Raw genomic sequence first — 16,694 nt, forward strand, 5'->3', positions numbered from 1 at the left:
GCGGTGAGGCAGGATAGCGGCTATGGCCACTTCGCGCAGAACCCCGGCTCCGGCGGACGAGAACTCCGACGGGACGATCGTCGATGTCGACGTCACCAGCGAGATGGAGAGCTCGTTCCTCGAGTACGCCTACTCGGTGATCTATTCGCGGGCCCTGCCCGATGCGCGCGACGGCCTCAAGCCGGTGCAGCGCCGGATCCTCTACATGATGGACGACATGGGCCTGCGGCCCGACCGCGGGCACGTCAAGAGCCAGCGCGTGGTCGGCGAGGTGATGGGCAAGCTGCACCCCCATGGCGACACCGCGATCTACGACGCCCTGGTGCGCATGGCGCAGGACTTCTCCATGCGCCTGCCGCTGGTGGACGGGCACGGCAACTTCGGCTCCCTCGACAACGGGCCGGCGGCGCCGCGCTACACGGAGGCGCGCCCGGCCCGCGCGGCCACGCTCATGACGGACTCGCTGGACGAGGACGTCGTGGAGATGATCCCGAACTACGACAACCAGCTCACCCAGCCCGAGGTGCTGCCCGCCCAGTTCCCGAACCTGCTGGTCAACGGGGCCTCCGGCATCGCGGTGGGCATGGCCACGAACATGCCCCCGCACAACCTCGTCGAGGTGATCGCGGCGGCCCGCCACCTGATCGCCCACCCGGACGCCTCCCTCGAGGACCTCATGCGCCTGGTGCCCGGACCGGACCTGCCCTCCGGCGGCCGGATCGTGGGCCTCGAGGGGATCCGCGACGCGTACCGGACGGGGCGCGGATCCTTCAAGGTCCGTGCCACCACCCGCATCGAGAACGTCACCAGCCGCAAGAAGGGCATCGTCGTCACCGAGCTGCCCTACCAGGTGGGCCCGGAGAAGGTCGCCGAGAAGCTGCGCGATGCGGTGCAGTCCAAGAAGGTCCAGGGCATCAGCGACTACCAGGACCTCACCGACCGGCACCACGGCCTGCGCCTCGTGCTCACCGTGAAGTCGGGCTTCAACCCCGAGGCCGTGCTCGAGCAGCTGTACCGGTACACGCCGATGGAGGACTCCTTCGGCATCAACAACGTGGCGCTGGTCGAGGGACAGCCCCGCACCCTCGGGCTGAAGTCGCTGCTCGAGGTGTTCGTCGATCACCGCCTGGTGGTGGTGCGGCGCCGCACGGAGCATCGTCTGCGCCGCCGGCAGGACCGCCTCCACCTGGTCGAGGGCCTGCTCATCGCGATCCTCGACATCGACGAGGTCATCCAGATCATCCGCGCGGCGGACGACGGCGAGCGGGCCCGCACCGCCCTCATGTCCGCCTTCGACCTCTCGCAGGCGCAGGCCGAGTACATCCTCGAGCTGCGGCTGCGGCGCCTGACGAAGTTCTCCCGTCTCGAGCTCGAGAGCGAGCGGGACTCCCTGCGGGCCGAGATCGAGGAGCTCGAACGGATCCTCGGCTCGGAGCAGGTGCTGCGCGATCTGGTCTCCGCCGAGCTCGCGGCCGTCGCCGCCGAGCACGGCACGCCGCGGCGCACCGTGCTGCTGGAGGCCGGCGCCCAGCCCGCGCCGCAGAGCTCCTCGCTCGAGGTGGCCGATGAGCCGTGCCGCGTGCTGCTCAGCGGCTCGGGCCTGGTGGCCCGCACCGCCGGGGACGCGGAGATCCCCCGGGAGGGCGGCCGTTCCGCGCACGACGTCCTGGTCTCCCAGGTGCTGACCACGACCCGCTCGCAGGTGGGCGCGGTGACCGACCGCGGCCGCCTGCTGCACCTCGGGGTGGTGGACCTCCCCTCCCTCGCCCCCACGGCGGCAGCGCCCTCCCTCGCCGGCGGCACGCGGCTGTCGGACCTGCTCGCCCTGGACAAGGACGAGAAGGTCATCGCCCTGGTGCGGGCGAGCGAGGAGGACCGCGCCCGCGGCGGCTGCCTGGCCCTGGGCACCCGCGACGGCGTGGTCAAGCGGGTCTCCCTGGACTTCCCGCGCTCGGACGGCTTCGAGATCATCGGCCTGAAGGGCGATGACCGGGTCGTCGGCGTGGTCGACATCGAGGACGACACCGATCTGGACCTGGTGATGGTCAGCTCCGATGCGCAGCTGCTGCACTTCCCCGCCTCCGGGGTGCGTCCGCAGGGCCGCAGCGCGGGCGGCGTGGCCGGCATCAAGCTCTCCGCCGGCGCCACGGTCGTGGCGTTCACGGCCGTCGACGTCACCCGCCCGGCCGAGGTCGTCACCATCGCCGGCACCTCGCAGGCGCTGCCGGGGACGCAGACCGGCTCGCTGAAGGTCTCGGACCTGACCGAGTTCCCCGCCAAGGGGCGTGCCACCGGCGGCGTGCGCTGCCACCGCTTCCTGCGCGGCGAGGACGTGCTGATCGGCGCCTGGGTGGTGCCCTCCCCCGCCCGGGCATGCTCCGAGTCGGGACAGCCGATCGACCTCCCGGAGCCCGTGGGGCGCCGCGACGGGTCCGGCACCCCGGTGGCGGTTCCCGTGGCCGCCGTCGGCTGACCGCCCTGATCGGCGCGGACCGGCCGCGGCGATCGCGCCGGAGTGGGACCATAGGGGCATGGACGAGAACACGACGACCGAACTGCCCCGCGGCGTCCGGCTCGAGGACGTGCACGGCACGCCTGCGGTGCTGGTGGAGATCGCCGCCTGCACCGCCGTCATCCATCGGGACGGCGCCCACCTGACCAGCTGGGTCCCCGATGGCGAGGACGACGTGCTGTGGACCAGCCCCGACGCGGTGTACGCGGAGGGCGAGCCGATCCGCGGCGGGATCCCCCTGATCGGCCCGTGGTTCGGGCCGGGCCGCGACGGCCGCTCCGCGCCGGCCCACGGCTGGCTGCGGCGCCGACGCTGGGATCTCGTCTCCGCCGAGCGCTTCCACGGCTGGGCCGACGAGGACGCCGATGTGGTCCACTCCGACTCGGTCGCCATCACGCTGGGCCTGGTCGACGACGACCCGGCCGGCGACGGGATCAGCGCCCAGGTCCACTTCGCGATCGCGGTGGACCACCTGCAGGTGCGCCTGGACATCACCGCCGGCAGCGCGCCGCTGGAGCTCGAGGCGGCGCTGCACACGTACCTCTCGGTCGGGGACGTGCGCGCCACCCGCCTGCACGGTCTGGCCGGCGCCCGCTATCTCGACAACCTCCAGGACCTGCGCGAGCTCACCCAGGACGGCGAACCGCAGCTGACCGGCCCCGTGGACCGGGTCTACGACGTCGACGGCCCCGTGACCGTGCACGACGAGGTCCTCGAGCGCGACATCGTGATCACCCCCAAGTGCTCCACCCGCACAGTGCTGTGGAACCCGTGGAGCGACGGAGCGGCGCACCTGTCGGACATGCCGCTGGACGCCTGGCAGCAGTTCCTCTGCGTGGAGACCGCGGTCGCCAAGGACGGCGCCGTGCACCTCGAGCCGGGCCAGACCCATCACCTGCAGGCACGCTACGAGGTCTCCTCCCGCTGAGCGCCGGGGCCCCGCCGCTCAGCGTTCGAGGGTGAGCACCACCAGCTCCGGCGGGTCGTTGACACGGATCGGCGCGACCGAGTTGCCCAGGCCGCGGCTGACCACCAGGGCCGTCCCCTCGCGCCGGTGGACGCCCTCCGTGTACCGCGGCAGGAGCCCCTGGTCCGGGGCGATCAGCCCGCCGATCAGCGGCAGCCTCACCTGGCCCCCGTGGGCGTGGCCGGCCAGCACCACGTCCATGCCGGCCGCCGCGTACTCGTCGATCATCTCGGGCCGGTGGGAGAGGAGCACCGTGAACGGTGCTCCTCCTGTCCCGGCCGCGGCGTCGAGGTCCTCGCGCAGCGCCTGGAGGCGACGCTGGGTGCGCTGCTGCTCGGTCCCCTCCGGGCGCTGCTCCCCGGGGGCCAGGACGCGCGGGTCGTCGATCCCGGCGATCGCCAGGCGTGCCCCCTCGCGCTGCAGCACGACCGCGTCGCCGCGCAGCACCACCGCCCCGCGCGCCTCGAGACCGTGCAGGAGCTCCGGCGTGGCCGGGAACTTCTCCTCATGGTTGCCGGTCACGTAGTAGACCGGGGCGATCCGGGTGAGGTCCTCGACGAGGTCGAGGGCCACCTCCGGGCCGGCACTGGTGCGGTCGACGACGTCGCCGGTCACGGCGATCGCGTCGGGACGGGCCTGCCGGACCGCCTCGACCAGCCGGGCGTTGTCCTCCCCGAAGCTGCGGGAGTGCAGGTCCGAGACCTGGACGATCCGGAAGCCGGAGAACTCCTCCGGCAGCGTCGCCGCGGCGACGGTGACCTGCGTGGTCACCAGGCGATGGTTGTCCCACACCAGCCAGCCGCCCACCAGGGCCGCCAGCAGCGCCCCGACGACGCTCGAGCGCAGCAGGGCCCGGCCGAGGCGCCCGCGCGGGCGCCGGGGCCCGATCTGCGGGGCGGCGGTGCTCAGCGGAGCGGTCACCGCACGGGGATGCCCGCAGCGGACAGGGAGTCCTTGGCGTCGCCGATCGTCATCTGGCCGAAGTGGAAGACGCTCGCGGCGAGGACGGCATCGGCCCCCGCCTCCACCGCGGGCGGGAAGTGCGCGGCGGTGCCCGCTCCTCCCGAGGCGATCAGCGGCAGCGTCGTCGCGGCCCGCGCACCGCGGATCAGCTCCAGGTCGAAGCCATCCTCGGTGCCGTCGGCGTCCATGGAGTTCAGCAGGATCTCCCCGGCCCCGAGCCGGGTGACCTCCGCGATCCACTCGAGCGCATCGATGCCGGTGCCGCGGCGGCCGCCGTGGGTGGTGACCTCGAAGCCGCTGCCGGTGCGGGCCGGTCCGTCGGGGGTGTCCTCGGTGACGCGGCGCGCGTCGATCGAGAGCACCAGCACCTGGTTCCCGAAGCGCTCGGCGATCTCGGTGATGACCTCGGGGCGGGCGATCGCGGCGGTGTTCACCCCGCACTTGTCCGCGCCGGCCCGCAGCAGCTGGTCGACGTCCGCCGGGGTGCGCACCCCGCCGCCGACGGTCAGCGGGATGAAGATCTGCTCGGCGGTGCGGGAGACGACGTCGAGCATGGTCGCGCGGCCTCCGCTGGAGGCGGTGACGTCCAGGAAGGTCAGCTCATCGGCTCCCATGGCCTCGTAGCGGCCCGCCAGCTCGACCGGGTCCCCGGCGTCGCGCAGGTTGCGGAAGTTGACGCCCTTGACGACGCGGCCGTCGTCGACGTCCAGACACGGGATCACTCGCACGGCAAGGCTCATCGCTCCTCCTGGGGCATCGCGGGGATCGGGGCTGCGCCCGGGGTCGGTGTCGCCGGCGCCGAGGTCGCCGCGGCAGCGGGCTCAGGCATCGATGCGCTCGCGGTCCAGCTCCTCGGCGCCCTCGATGATGAACTGCTTGCGCGGGGCCACCTCGGATCCCATGAGCAGCTCGAACATCGTCGCGGCGGCCTCGGCGTCCTCGATCCGCACCCGGCGCAGAGTCCGGTGCGCCGGGTCCATGGTGGTGTCCGCGAGCTGGTCCGCGTCCATCTCCCCCAGGCCCTTGTAGCGCTGGATCGGCTCCTTGTACCGCTTGCCGCGCTTCTCGAGGTTCTTCAGCAGCGCGTTGAGCTCCGTCTCGGTGTAGGTGTACACGAGCTCGTTCTTCTTCGATCCGCCGTGGATGATCTCCACGCGGTGCAGCGGCGGGACCGCGGCGTACACGCGGCCGGCCTCGACCAGGGGCCGCATGTACCGGTGGAACAGGGTCAGCAGCAGGGTGCGGATGTGCGCGCCGTCGACGTCCGCGTCGGTCATCATCACGATCTTGCCGTAGCGGGCGGCCTCGAGGTCGAAGGTGCGTCCCGACCCGGCGCCGATCACCTGGATGATCGCCGCGCACTCGGTGTTCTTGAGCATGTCCGTGATGGACGCCTTCTGCACGTTGAGGATCTTGCCGCGGATCGGCAAGAGCGCCTGATGCTCGGAGTTGCGGGCGTTCTTCGCGGTGCCCAGCGCGCTGTCGCCCTCGACGATGAACAGCTCGCTGCGCTCGACGTCGGTGGAGCGGCAGTCGGCGAGCTTGGTGGGCATGGTCGAGGACTCCAGGGCGTTCTTGCGCCGCGAGACCTCCTTGTGCATGCGCGCGGCGATGCGGGCGCGCATCTCCGAGACCACCTTGTCCACCACCAGGGCGGCCTGCTCCTTCTCCCCCTTCTTCGAGGAGGTGAGGAACTCGGTCAGGCGCTCCTCGACGACCCGGGCGACGATCGCGCGGATCGCCGGGGTCCCCAGGATCTCCTTGGTCTGGCCCTCGAACTGCGGCTCGTCGATCCGGACGGTGATCACGGCGGTGAGCCCCGCGAGGGTGTCGTCCTTCTCGATCTTCTCGTTCTTCGCGTTGAACTTCACCCGGCGCGCCTGGTTCTCGATCTGCTTGCGCAGCGTCTTGACCAGGGCCTGCTCGAAGCCGGCGACGTGCGTGCCGCCCTTGGGGGTGGCCACGATGTTCACGTACGAGCGCAGCGTCGTCTCGTAGTCCGCGCCCCAGCGCAGGGCGATGTCGACCTCGCACTGCCGCTCCACGTCCGTGGAGACCATGTGCCCCTGCGCGTCCAGCACCGGGATCGTCTCGGTGTAGTCGCCCGTGCCGGTCAGGCGGATCACGTCGGTGATCCGCTCGTCCTGGGCGAGGTACTCGACGTACTCCGCGATGCCGCCCTCGTAGCGGTAGGTGCGGTTCTCCGGCTGCTCCGGCGTGCGCTCGGGGCGCTGGTCGGAGACGGTCACCTCGAGGCCGGGCACGAGGAAGGCCGTCTGGCGGGCACGGCGGGAGAGCTCCTCGATGGAGAAGTGGCTGCCCTTGACGAAGATCTGCGGATCCGCCCAGTAGCGCACCCGGGTGCCGGTCACGCCGCGCTTGGCCTTGCCGACGATCCGCAGCTCGGCGGGGCCGTCCGCTGGGGTGAACGGGGCGTCCGGTCCGGCGGCGACGGAGTCGTCGAAGACGCCGGGCACGCCCCGCTGGAAGGACATGGCGTAGGTCTTGCCGGAGCGGTCGACCTCGACGTCCAGCCGCGCGGACAGGGCGTTGACGACCGAGGCGCCCACCCCGTGCAGGCCGCCGGAGGCGGCGTACGAGCCGCCGCCGAACTTCCCGCCCGCGTGGAGCTTGGTGTAGACCACCTCGACGCCGGTCAGCCCCGTGCGGGGCTCCACGTCCACCGGGACGCCGCGCCCGCGGTCGTGGACCTCGACGGAGCCGTCGTCGTGGAGGATCACGCGGATCGCCTGGCCGAAGCCGCCGAGCGCCTCGTCCACGGCGTTGTCGAGGATCTCCCAGAGGCAGTGCATGAGGCCGCGGGAGTCGGTCGAGCCGATGTACATGCCCGGGCGCTTGCGCACCGCCTCGAGGCCCTCGAGCACCTGCAGGTGCTGGGCGTCATACGCAGAGATGGAAGGAGTCACCTGGCCGATTCTACGGCGCGCCGGCCCCCGAACCCGGGAACGACCTGCCTCGGCGTGACGCGGGCTACCTCCGCGGTGTCCGGTTTGCGCGGTGAGCGAACCGGGGCCCCGCATCCGTGTGCGCGGCCGCGCGGGGTGCTTGAATGTGGGGCATGAACATGACCCTCGAAGCTCCGCGACTGACCGCCGACGACCGCTGCGACCGCTGCGGCGCCCAGGCGTACGTCAAGGTCGTCCTCACCGCCGGGGGCGAGCTGATGTTCTGCGGGCACCATGCGCGTGCGCATGCCGATGCCCTGCAGCCCCTCGCCTCCGAGGTCATCGACGAGACCGAGCGCCTGCACGCCAAGCCTGAGCCCGTCGAGGACTGATCGTCCTCCCCCGCAGGGCCCCGCACCGTCCCGGTGCGGGGCCCTCGTGCGTTCGGCGCCCTCCCCTGGGGCTGCTCGTCGCAGGAGTCCTCACGGCAGCCGTCACGGAGGAGGTCATCTTCCGCGCGGTGCCGATGGAGCTGCTGCTGCGCCGCCGGTTCCCGTCCTGGGCGGCCGTGCTGGTCCCCCTGATCGCGTTCACCCTCGCCCACGCCGGGTCGTGGAGCCCGGCGCACGTGGTCGGGGTCGTGATGCCGCTCGGGTTGCTGCTGGGGCTGGTGTACCTGCGCTGGCGCAGCCTGGGCATGTGCATGGTGGTGCACCTGCTCGTCGACGCCCCGCTCGTCCTCGTCGCGATCGCGGCCGGCTGATCGAGGGCGGACCGCCGGTGCGGCTCCCGCCCCGACCCCGTGCGCGTCCCGCCCCGACCCCGGGGCCTTCCGGCCCCGATCCCGAGGCCCTTCCGTGCGCCGACGGGTGCCGCCCGGGCTCCCGATGCCAGCAGGCCGGGCCCCCGAAGGGTGCCCGGCCTGCTGGGTCATGCGTGCGGCGAGGAGCTCAGTCGAGGTAGTCGCGCAGCACCTGCGACCGCGAGGGGTGACGCAGCTTGCTCATCGTCTTCGACTCGATCTGGCGGATCCGCTCGCGGGTCACGCCGTAGACCTTGCCGATCTCGTCGAGGGTCTTGGGCTGGCCGTCCTCGAGGCCGAAGCGCATGGAGACGACGCCCGCCTCCCGCTCGGAGAGGGTGTCCAGCACCGAGTGGAGCTGCTCCTGCAGGAGGGTGAAGCTCACCGCGTCCGCGGGGACGACGGCCTCGGAGTCCTCGATCAGGTCGCCGAACTCGCTGTCGCCGTCCTCGCCCAGGGGCGTGTGCAGGGAGATGGGCTCGCGGCCGTACTTTTGGACCTCGACGACCTTCTCGGGGGTCATGTCGAGCTCCTTGGCGAGCTCCTCCGGGGTGGGCTCGCGCCCGAGGTCCTGGAGCATCTGGCGCTGCACGCGGGCGAGCTTGTTGATGACCTCGACCATGTGCACGGGGATGCGGATGGTGCGGGCCTGGTCGGCCATGGCGCGGGTGATCGCCTGACGGATCCACCACGTCGCGTAGGTCGAGAACTTGTAGCCCTTGGTGTAGTCGAACTTCTCGACCGCACGGATCAGACCGAGGTTGCCCTCCTGGATCAGGTCCAGGAACAGCATGCCGCGGCCGGTGTACCGCTTGGCGAGGGAGACGACCAGGCGGAGGTTCGCCTCGAGCAGGTGATCCTTCGCGGCGCGGCCGTCCTCGACGATGATCGCGAGCTCGCGGCCGGCCTTGGTGCGCACGATCGACTCGTCGCGCTTGAGCTGCTGCTCCGCGAAAAGGCCCGCCTCGATGCGCTCGGCGAGCTCGACCTCCTGGGCCGCGTTCAGCAGGGCGACCTTTCCGATCTGCTTGAGGTAGTCCTTGACCGGATCGGCGGTCGCGCCGGCGGTGACGACCTGCTGGGCCGGGGCGTCGTCGTCGGTGGCGGTGAAGACGAAGCCGCCGGCGGCCTCGGCCTCGGTGTCCTTGGCCGCCGTGTCCTTGGAATCCTTGGACTCGTCCTCGGTCACCTCGTCCTCGCGCGGCTCCTCGGCCCCGTCCGGGGCCTCGGAGGCGGAAGTCTTGGCCGCGGCGGCCTTGCTGGTCCTCTTCGCAGGAGCCTTGCGCGGGGCCTTCTTCGCCGCAGCGGACTTCCCGGGCTGCTCCTCGGACACGGCCGCGTCCTCCCCGGCGGGGGTCGAGGTGCTCGTGCTCCGCGAGGTGGAGGTGGTCTTGGTCTTCGTGGGAGGGGTCACGCAGTTCCTTCTTCCGGCGGGCAGAGCGAGGGCTGCCTCGCAGTGCACAGGCGTTCGGTGGTCGGCGAGGCTCAGGGCACCGGCGTGGGCGCGAGCAGGGGGACACGGACTCGCGGCGCTCTGACGGACGGTGCGCATGGGCCTGACAAGTATAACGCCACGAGGGCGTTCCTATTCCCACCGCCCTCCGTCCGGAGGGGCCGCGGGTCACGGGCGGGGATCGGCCGTGGGCGCTGCGGCGTCGTCACCGGCAGCGGGCGGCGCGGGACGAGGATCAGGCGGCGGCGTGGCTGCGCGCCGCATCCTTGACGGCGAGGACGGGGCACGGCGCCCCGAGCAGCACGCGACGGGCTGCGGCGCCGAGGTTCAGCTTGCCGATCGGCGACTTGCGGCGCAGTCCGATCACCAGCAGGCTCGCGGAGACCTTCTGGGCCGCCTCGAGCAGGAACTCCCCCGCGTCGTCGCAGGTGCTGGACAGGACCCGCATCGGGGGCAGCTCGCCCTCGGCGAGCTGGTCGACCTCGGCGCGCACCTGCTCCTCGGTCGGCACGGTCTTGCCCCGCTCGGGGTCGTGGTAGGCGTAGGCCGCGACCACGAGATCCTCCTTCAGGCTGCGCGCTTCGCGGATCCCGGCCCGCAGGGCGGCGGTGCCCTGCGCGGACGGTGCATATCCCACCACGATGCTCATGTTCGATCGGCTCCCCTTCGACGTGCTCCGGACGGTCACCGGCCGGGTGCACGGTCGCACACCTGCGCCGTCCGCGCGACCCGATCGGCCCCCAGCTTAGCGCTCCCGGCACGACGCCGTCGCACCGGTGCGACGGCCGTGCTCCGGGTCCGGCTCAGGCGTCCTCGAGGAGATGGGCGATCCACCGCTCCAGATCGGGATTGGTCACCAGGAAGGCGTCGTGGCCGATGGGCGAGGTCTCGACCCTCCAGGTCGCTCCCGGCACGCCGTCGCGGATCTCCCGCACGAGCGGGACCGGGAAGAGACGATCGGACTCGATCGCCACGACCAGGGTCCGCGCGGTGATCCGGGCGAGGCCCGCAGCCGTCCCGCCCCGACCGCGTCCCACGTCATGGCTGTTCATGGTCCGGACCAGCACGCGGTAGGAGTTCGCGTCGAAGCGGCGGGCCAGCTTCGTCGCATGGTGGTCCAGGTAGCTGGTCACCTGCGGATAGTCGGGCCGTTCGCGCCCGTCCGTTCCGGGCTGGAGGCGGTTGCCGAAGCGCTCCTCGAGCTCGAGGGCGCTGCGGTAGGTGGTGTGCGCGATCCGCCGTGCGACGCCGAGGCCGCGGTGCGGGCCGGAGCCGTCGGGCTGGTCGTAGTAGTCGCCGCCGAGGAAGCCGCCGTCGGCCTCGATCGCGGCCAGCTGGGCGCTGTTCCAGGCGATCTGGTCGGCGCTGGCCCGGGCGCTCGTCGCGATCACGGCCAGGCGCTCGACCTGATCCGGCAGCGTGGCCGCCCATTCCAGGGCCCGCATCCCGCCCATGGACCCGCCGATGACCAGGGCCCACCGCGAGACCCCCAGCGCCCGGCTCAGCAGGGCCTCGGCGGCGACCTGGTCGCGCACCGTGATGCCGGGGAAGCGGGAGGCCCAGCGCCGGCCGTCGGGCGCCGGGCTGGCGGGGCCGGTCGAGCCCTGGCAGCCGCCGAGCACGTTGGGGGCGACGACGAAGTAGCGGTCGGTGTCCACCGGGCGCCCGGGGCCGACCAGCTCCTCCCACCAGCCGGCGGTGGGGTGCGCCGCCGAGGCGGGGCCCCGGACATGGGAGTCCCCGGTCAGGGCATGGAGCACGAGGACGGCGTTGTCGCCCGCGGGCGACAGCTCGCCCCACGTCTCGTAGGCGAGGGTCACGTCCGGCAGCACGCTCCCCGACTCCAGCGGGAGGTCGCCCAGCGGGGCGAAGAGACGTGCGCCGGGCCCCTGGTCGGGGGTCCAGGCACCGGAGGCGGGAACGAGCTGTGTGCGTGGCTGCACGGTCGTCATCGCGCCCCTCTCCTCGGCGGCTCCGACGGGACGGCGGCTGCGGCGGCTCAGGTGCGCGCATGCCATGCCGGCCGGATCGGGGCCATGGTCATCTGGTCCAGACAGAGTGCCAGACCGTGGTCCGGCAGGTCTTCCAGCACCTCCTGCGCGAGCTCCGCCGCCGTGGCGTACCGCAGGTTCCACCAGGCGAGCACGGACAGCACGCAGGTGAGGGAGACCCATGCCTGGTCGGCATGGCCCGGCCCTCCCGTCCCCTGCGGATCCCGGGCCAGCCGACGCAGCGTCCCGAGCCCTTCATACCAGTGACCACCTGCGCAGATGCGCTGATGAGGTCGCGCCGACGGGTCCGTCAGCATGGCGTCGACGCCGGCACCGGAGCTGAGCTCGCGGCCCTTGTGGGACGGGAACGCGAGAGCCAGGAGCGTGTCGATCGCATCGACCGCATCGCAGAGATCCAGGAACGCCGCGACGTGTTCACAGTCCGTCATGTGCTCGTCGGTGCCGGGCCGGTGGGCCCCGCGCGCGAGGCGCGAGAGGGCCGCCAGGGCCCGCTCCCAGGCCAGCTCCAGCGGAGGCGCCGGCAGCCGTCCGCGCAGGGCGGCGATCCGAGGCCGGGCCTCCTCCAGCGCGGCCTCGACCTGGGGGCGGTCCACCGGCAGCGTGCGCCCCTCGGCAACGGCCTGCGCGGCCACGAGGGTGGAGTCCAGCGGCGGCAGGACCTCCGGAGGGCCGATCGCGAGATCGAAGGAGGGCTCCTCCCCTCGACCGGCCCCCGGGACCGGGCGCAGGAGGACGTCGATCGCCCGCTCGTGGGCGAGCACCCACAGCTCGGGGATGTCGAAGGGGTGCGGCGCGCGCTCGCTCGCCGTGGCGAGGACGAGAGCGCACCAGCCGATCGCCTCGGCGACATCGGCCTCACGGGGGCCCCTCTCGTAGCCGTCGCCGAGGACCACCAGGCCGAAGGCGCCCGTGCAGCCCTGGCGCGCCATCTGGTCCAGCAGGTCCTCGACCAGCTCGGCCTGCGGTCCGCCGTGGTCCTCCACGGGGATGCGGGTGACCACGGGGCTCGAGCGCCGGCCGGCGTGCCCGATGAGGATCAGGCAGTCGCGGGCGACGGCGCCCATGGCCATCCGGGCCTCGGCCAGGAGCTCGGCCGGGGAGTCTGCCCGGAGCGTCCGGGCGGGGGTCTGCGCGGTGCGCTGCGAAGTTCTCATACCGAGACGATCCCGGATCCCGCGCTGCCCCGCGGGCCCGGGGCCGGCTCTGTGGACAACCGGCCCGTGCCGGCTGCTGCGCGGCCGATGGGGAGGAGGAGCGACCCGCGCCCCGGCCGCTCGGCCCCGCGGCGGCCGATGCTCCCGCCGCGGCGTGGGAGGATCGAGCGCGTCCGATCTCCGAAGGAGCCCTGCATGCCCGACCACCCCGAGGTCCTGTCCGAGCGCGCCGTCGCCGCGGTGCGCGAGCAGCTGCGCGCCCACCTCGACCGGCAGCGCCAGGTGATGGCCGCCGTCGCGCCGGAGGTCCTGCGCATGGACGAGGATCTCGAGGCCTACCTCGGGGGCGGCAAGATGCTGCGTCCCCTGTTCTGCTACTGGGGCGGGGTCGCCGTCCACGGGGCGGAGCTCTCGGACGGCGCCGCGGCCGACCTCGCCCGCGCCGGCGCCGCCATCGAGCTGGTCCAGGCCGCGGCGCTGCTGCACGACGACGTGATCGACCATTCGCCCACCCGCCGCGGCCGGCCCGCCGCGCACATGGCCGCCGCCGCCCGCCACCGCGCCGATGCGCTCTCCGGCAGCTCCGAGGACTTCGGCGAGGCCTTCGCGATCATCCTGGGCGACCTCGCCCTGGCCTGGTCCGAGCAGCTCTTCTCCGAGATCGACCGGGATCACGCCGTCGCCGGGCGGGAGGAGTTCGACCTGCTGCGCACCGAGGTCATGGGCGGGCAGTACCTGGACGTCCTCCACCAGGCCGGGGGGTTCGCCTCGGCGGGCACCCCGGAGGAGGCGGCGATGGCCGTGATCCGGTGGAAGACCGTCCCCTACACCGTCCTGCGACCGCTGCGCATGGGGGCCGCGCTGATGGGGGCGAGCACGCCGCAGCTCGACCTGCTGGAGCGCTGGGCCGTCGCCATCGGCACCGCGTTCCAGCTGCGGGACGACCTGCTCAGCGTGGTCGGGGACCCGCAGCGGACGGGAAAGCCCGTGGGCGGCGACATCGTCGAGGGGAAGCGCACGGTCGTCCTCGCCCGGGCGCTCGAGGCCGCCGATGCGGGCCAGCGCGCGGCGCTGGAGGCCGCGCTCGGCGATCCGTCCGCGGATCCCGAGGCGATCGCCGCGGCCCATGCGGTGCTGGTGGGCACCGGAGCCGTGGACAGCGTGCGGGCGGACGTGGAGCGCCTGGCCCGGGAGGCGGCGGCGCTGATGGACGCGGACGACCTGCTCCGCCCGCTGGGCCGCGCAGGGCTCGGCGCCCTCGCGGACGCGGCCACCGACCTGTCGGTGCTGCGGCCCTCCTGAGACGGAGCGCCCAGGTCAGAAGGCGAGCGCCTGGGCGGCCCTCCTGAGGCGGAGCGCCCAGGTCAGAAGGCGAGCGCCTGGGCCCGTCGGCGCACCTCGCCGCGCTGCCCGCGGCGCAGATGGTCGATGGGGCGGCCGGGGAGCGTCTCGTCCTCGGTGAAGAGCCAGGCGAGGATCTCCTCGTCGGCGAAGCCGCCGTCGCGCAGGACGGTGATGGTCCCGGCCAGGTGCGGGGCGATCTCCCCGTCGACGATCAGCTCCGCGGGGACGGAGCGGACCACGGGATCGCCGCGGCGGATCGAGATGAGCTGGCCCTCGTCGATCAGACGGCGGACCTTGGAGACCTCCACGCCGAGCTTCTCGGCGGCATCGGGCAGGTTCAGCCACGCGGGGATGAGGGAGTCGAGAGCGTTCACCGCACCAGGGTGCCACATCCGGCGGCGTCCCCGGGGCCCGGAGGTGGGGGGCTTGTGAGGGAAACGTGCGCGCCGCTGTGTCGCACGGGGATCCTCGCCGCGCACGGACCTACAGTGGCAGCGTGAGCGCTCAGCCGACGACCTCTCCCGACACCGGGATGCTGCTCGACGGCCGCTACCGGGTCGGGGAGCTCGTCGCCCGGGGCGGGATGGCCTCCGTGCATCGGGGGCACGACCAGCGACTGGACCGCAGCGTCGCCCTCAAGATCATGCATCCCCACCTCGCGGTGGACGAGGAGTTCCGCCGCCGGTTCGCCCGGGAGGCGCGCAGCGTCGCCCGTCTCGCCCACCGTCACGTGGTCGGCGTGTTCGACCAGGGCGAGGACGGAGACCGCATCTACCTGGCCATGGAGCTGGTCGAGGGCGGGACGCTGCGCAACCGCATCTCCCGGCAGGGCCAGCTGACGGTCCGGGACGCGCTCGAGGTGACCGGGGCGGTGCTGGAGGCGCTCTCGGCCGCCCACCGCGCCGGCATCGTGCACCGGGACATCAAGCCGGAGAACATCCTCCTGTCCGACGACGGCCAGGTGAAGGTCGCCGATTTCGGGCTCGCCCGGCTGATCGGCACGGCCGCGTCCTCGGCGACCGGGACCCTGCTGGGCACGGTCGCCTACGTCAGCCCCGAGGTCGTCACGCGCGGGGTCAGCGACGAGCGCAGCGACCTCTACTCCCTGGGCGTGGTGCTCTACGAGATGCTCGTGGGCACGCAGCCCTACACCGGCGAGGCGGCGGTGCACATCGCCTTCCAGCACGTGCACGAGGACATCCCCGCCCCCTCGCTGCGGGCTCCGCACGTCCCCCAGGGCGTGGACTCCCTGGTCACCTGGTGCTGCGCGCGCACCCCCTCCTCGCGTCCGGCGAGCGCCGAGGAGGCGCTGGAGAGCGTGCGGGACCTCCTGCGCACCGTCCCCGACAGCGTGCTGGACGCGGCACCGCTCACCGCCGAGCGGGTGCACACCCAGGACCTGCCGCACCTGACCGCGAGCCTGGACGAGGTCGACCTCGCCCAGGACGGCGCCGTGCGCTCCTTCCCGGAGGGGCTCGCCGCCCGGGCGCAGCGGTCGCTGGGCGACGCAGAGCCCGGCGCGGACGGCGAGGCCGCGGCCGGCGCCCCCGCGGGCCGGGATCCCGACGGGCCGGACGACGCGGATCTGGGCGCCGTGGACCTGCACGTCCCGCTCCCCCGCGTCCCCGACGGCCGCCATCTCGCCGTGCCGCGGCGCGGCCCCTCGCCGGCGGTGCGCATCCTCGGGCTCGCCGCGGTCCTGGCCCTGCTGGCCGGGGCGGGCCTCGCCGGATGGCGCTGGTACGCGACGGCGGGCCCCGGCGGCGACCGCGTCGTCCCCGTGCTCCAGGGGGAGCAGCTCGCGGACGCCGAGGCGGAGCTCGCCTCGCGGGACCTCGGCACGCGGACCCAGGAGCAGTTCAGCGACTCGGTCCCGGCCGGGGAGATCATCTCCGCCTCCCCCGAGCCCGGCGCCGTCATCAAGCGCGACACCCCGGTGACGATCATCGTGTCCACCGGGCCGCAGACCTTCGCCGTGCCCGACGTCACCGGCCAGGACCTGGAGACCGCCACCGCCGCCCTCGAGGACGCGGGGTTCGTCCTCGCGCAGGGCGAGCCCGCCTACTCCGAGGACGTCCCCGAGGGCTCGGTGATCTCCCAGTCCACCCCGGGCGATGCCGAGGCCCTGCCCGCCGGGGGCGTCGTCACCGTCGTCCTCTCGCAGGGCCGCGAACCGATCCCGGTCGCCGACCAGCGCGGCAAGGGCTACGACACCGCGACCGCACAGCTCGAGGACGCCGGCCTGCAGGTGACCACCAGCTGGGCGTTCTCCGCGACCGTGCCGCGCGGTGCGATCATCTCCCAGGATCCCGTGGGCGGCACGCTGCATCGCGGGGACACCGTCTCGCTGGTGATCTCGAAGGGGCAGGAGCTGGTCACGGTCCCCGCGGTGACGGGGAGCACGGAGGCCGAGGCCCGTGCCGCCCTGGAGGCGGCGGGCCTGCAGGTGGTGGTGAGCAAGCCCGCCGGCACCCCCGCCACGGCCCTCGTGTCCGCGCAGTCCGAGGTCGAGGGGACCCGGCTGGCCAAGGGCTCGACCGTCACCATCACGCTCCCCTGAACCCGGACGCGGACGGGCCCT

At 73.2% G+C, this 16,694-nt stretch carries 14 protein-coding genes; 6 read left to right on the forward strand and 8 right to left on the reverse strand.

Going from position 1 to position 16,694, the window contains the following annotated elements:
* Positions 1-22: 22 nt before the first annotated feature.
* On the forward strand, positions 23-2,473 hold the full coding sequence (locus BF93_RS02630; protein ID WP_038370331.1) for a DNA gyrase/topoisomerase IV subunit A: 2,451 nt from the start codon (positions 23-25) through the stop codon (positions 2,471-2,473).
* 58 nt (positions 2,474-2,531) lie between these two features.
* On the forward strand, positions 2,532-3,440 hold the full coding sequence (locus BF93_RS02635) for a D-hexose-6-phosphate mutarotase (protein ID WP_038370332.1): 909 nt from the start codon (positions 2,532-2,534) through the stop codon (positions 3,438-3,440).
* Between the two features lie 18 nt (positions 3,441-3,458).
* Here the strand turns inward: BF93_RS02635 and BF93_RS02640 are convergent, their stop codons facing one another.
* The 3 genes from BF93_RS02640 to BF93_RS02650 all read right to left on the reverse strand — a co-directional run bounded on the left by BF93_RS02640 (position 3,459) and on the right by BF93_RS02650 (position 7,369).
* Complete coding sequence (locus tag BF93_RS02640) at positions 3,459-4,400, reverse strand: metallophosphoesterase (RefSeq protein ID WP_051486427.1); 942 nt, start codon at positions 4,398-4,400, stop codon at positions 3,459-3,461.
* Positions 4,397-5,182: an imidazole glycerol phosphate synthase subunit HisF gene (gene hisF / locus BF93_RS02645; protein WP_038370333.1), complete on the reverse strand. Its 786-nt coding sequence runs from the start codon at positions 5,180-5,182 to the stop codon at positions 4,397-4,399. Before hisF ends, BF93_RS02640 begins: the two co-directional genes overlap by 4 nt.
* An 81-nt stretch (positions 5,183-5,263) precedes the next feature.
* Entirely contained in the window at positions 5,264-7,369 is a 2,106-nt protein-coding gene (locus BF93_RS02650) for a DNA gyrase/topoisomerase IV subunit B (RefSeq protein ID WP_038370334.1), read from the reverse strand.
* Positions 7,370-7,521: 152 nt separating this feature from the next.
* Between BF93_RS02650 and BF93_RS02655 the strand changes: the two genes are divergently transcribed.
* Together BF93_RS02655 and BF93_RS19925 are read left to right on the forward strand one after the other, a co-directional pair.
* Entirely contained in the window at positions 7,522-7,740 is a 219-nt protein-coding gene (locus tag BF93_RS02655; RefSeq protein ID WP_038370335.1) for a DUF7455 domain-containing protein, read from the forward strand.
* Positions 7,741-7,811: 71 nt separating this feature from the next.
* Positions 7,812-8,111 (forward strand): CPBP family intramembrane glutamic endopeptidase, encoded by a 300-nt coding sequence (locus BF93_RS19925; protein WP_269518776.1) that lies wholly within the window; start codon positions 7,812-7,814, stop codon positions 8,109-8,111.
* A gap of 187 nt (positions 8,112-8,298) precedes the next feature.
* Here the strand turns inward: BF93_RS19925 and BF93_RS02665 are convergent, their stop codons facing one another.
* From BF93_RS02665 to BF93_RS19485, 4 genes are all read right to left on the reverse strand, one after another.
* Entirely contained in the window at positions 8,299-9,702 is a 1,404-nt protein-coding gene (locus tag BF93_RS02665; protein WP_084148192.1) for an RNA polymerase sigma factor, read from the reverse strand.
* Positions 9,703-9,838: 136 nt separating this feature from the next.
* Positions 9,839-10,252, reverse strand: coding sequence for a universal stress protein (locus BF93_RS02670; RefSeq protein ID WP_038370338.1), 414 nt, complete (start codon positions 10,250-10,252; stop codon positions 9,839-9,841).
* Positions 10,253-10,406: 154 nt separating this feature from the next.
* Positions 10,407-11,555, reverse strand: coding sequence for a homoserine O-acetyltransferase MetX (gene metX / locus BF93_RS02675; RefSeq protein WP_051486428.1), 1,149 nt, complete (start codon positions 11,553-11,555; stop codon positions 10,407-10,409).
* 47 nt (positions 11,556-11,602) lie between these two features.
* A complete protein-coding gene (locus BF93_RS19485; RefSeq protein WP_038370339.1) occupies positions 11,603-12,769 on the reverse strand; it encodes a hypothetical protein in 1,167 nt (388 codons plus the stop codon).
* Between the two features lie 195 nt (positions 12,770-12,964).
* On the opposite strand from BF93_RS19485, the gene BF93_RS02685 reads away from it, so the two are divergent.
* Positions 12,965-14,071 carry a polyprenyl synthetase family protein gene (locus BF93_RS02685; protein ID WP_038370340.1) on the forward strand — a complete coding sequence of 369 codons (1,107 nt, stop codon included), beginning with the start codon at positions 12,965-12,967 and terminating at the stop codon, positions 14,069-14,071.
* A gap of 62 nt (positions 14,072-14,133) precedes the next feature.
* Here BF93_RS02685 and BF93_RS02690 read toward each other — a convergent pair whose 3' ends face one another.
* Complete coding sequence (locus tag BF93_RS02690; protein ID WP_232226159.1) at positions 14,134-14,487, reverse strand: Rv2175c family DNA-binding protein; 354 nt, start codon at positions 14,485-14,487, stop codon at positions 14,134-14,136.
* A 122-nt stretch (positions 14,488-14,609) separates the two neighbouring features.
* On the opposite strand from BF93_RS02690, the gene pknB reads away from it, so the two are divergent.
* On the forward strand, positions 14,610-16,673 hold the full coding sequence (gene pknB / locus BF93_RS02695) for a Stk1 family PASTA domain-containing Ser/Thr kinase (RefSeq protein ID WP_038370342.1): 2,064 nt from the start codon (positions 14,610-14,612) through the stop codon (positions 16,671-16,673).
* Positions 16,674-16,694: the final 21 nt, after the last annotated feature.

It is taken from the genome of Brachybacterium phenoliresistens (assembly GCF_000576425.1).
GTDB classification, from domain to species: Bacteria; Actinomycetota; Actinomycetes; order Actinomycetales; family Dermabacteraceae; genus Brachybacterium; species Brachybacterium phenoliresistens.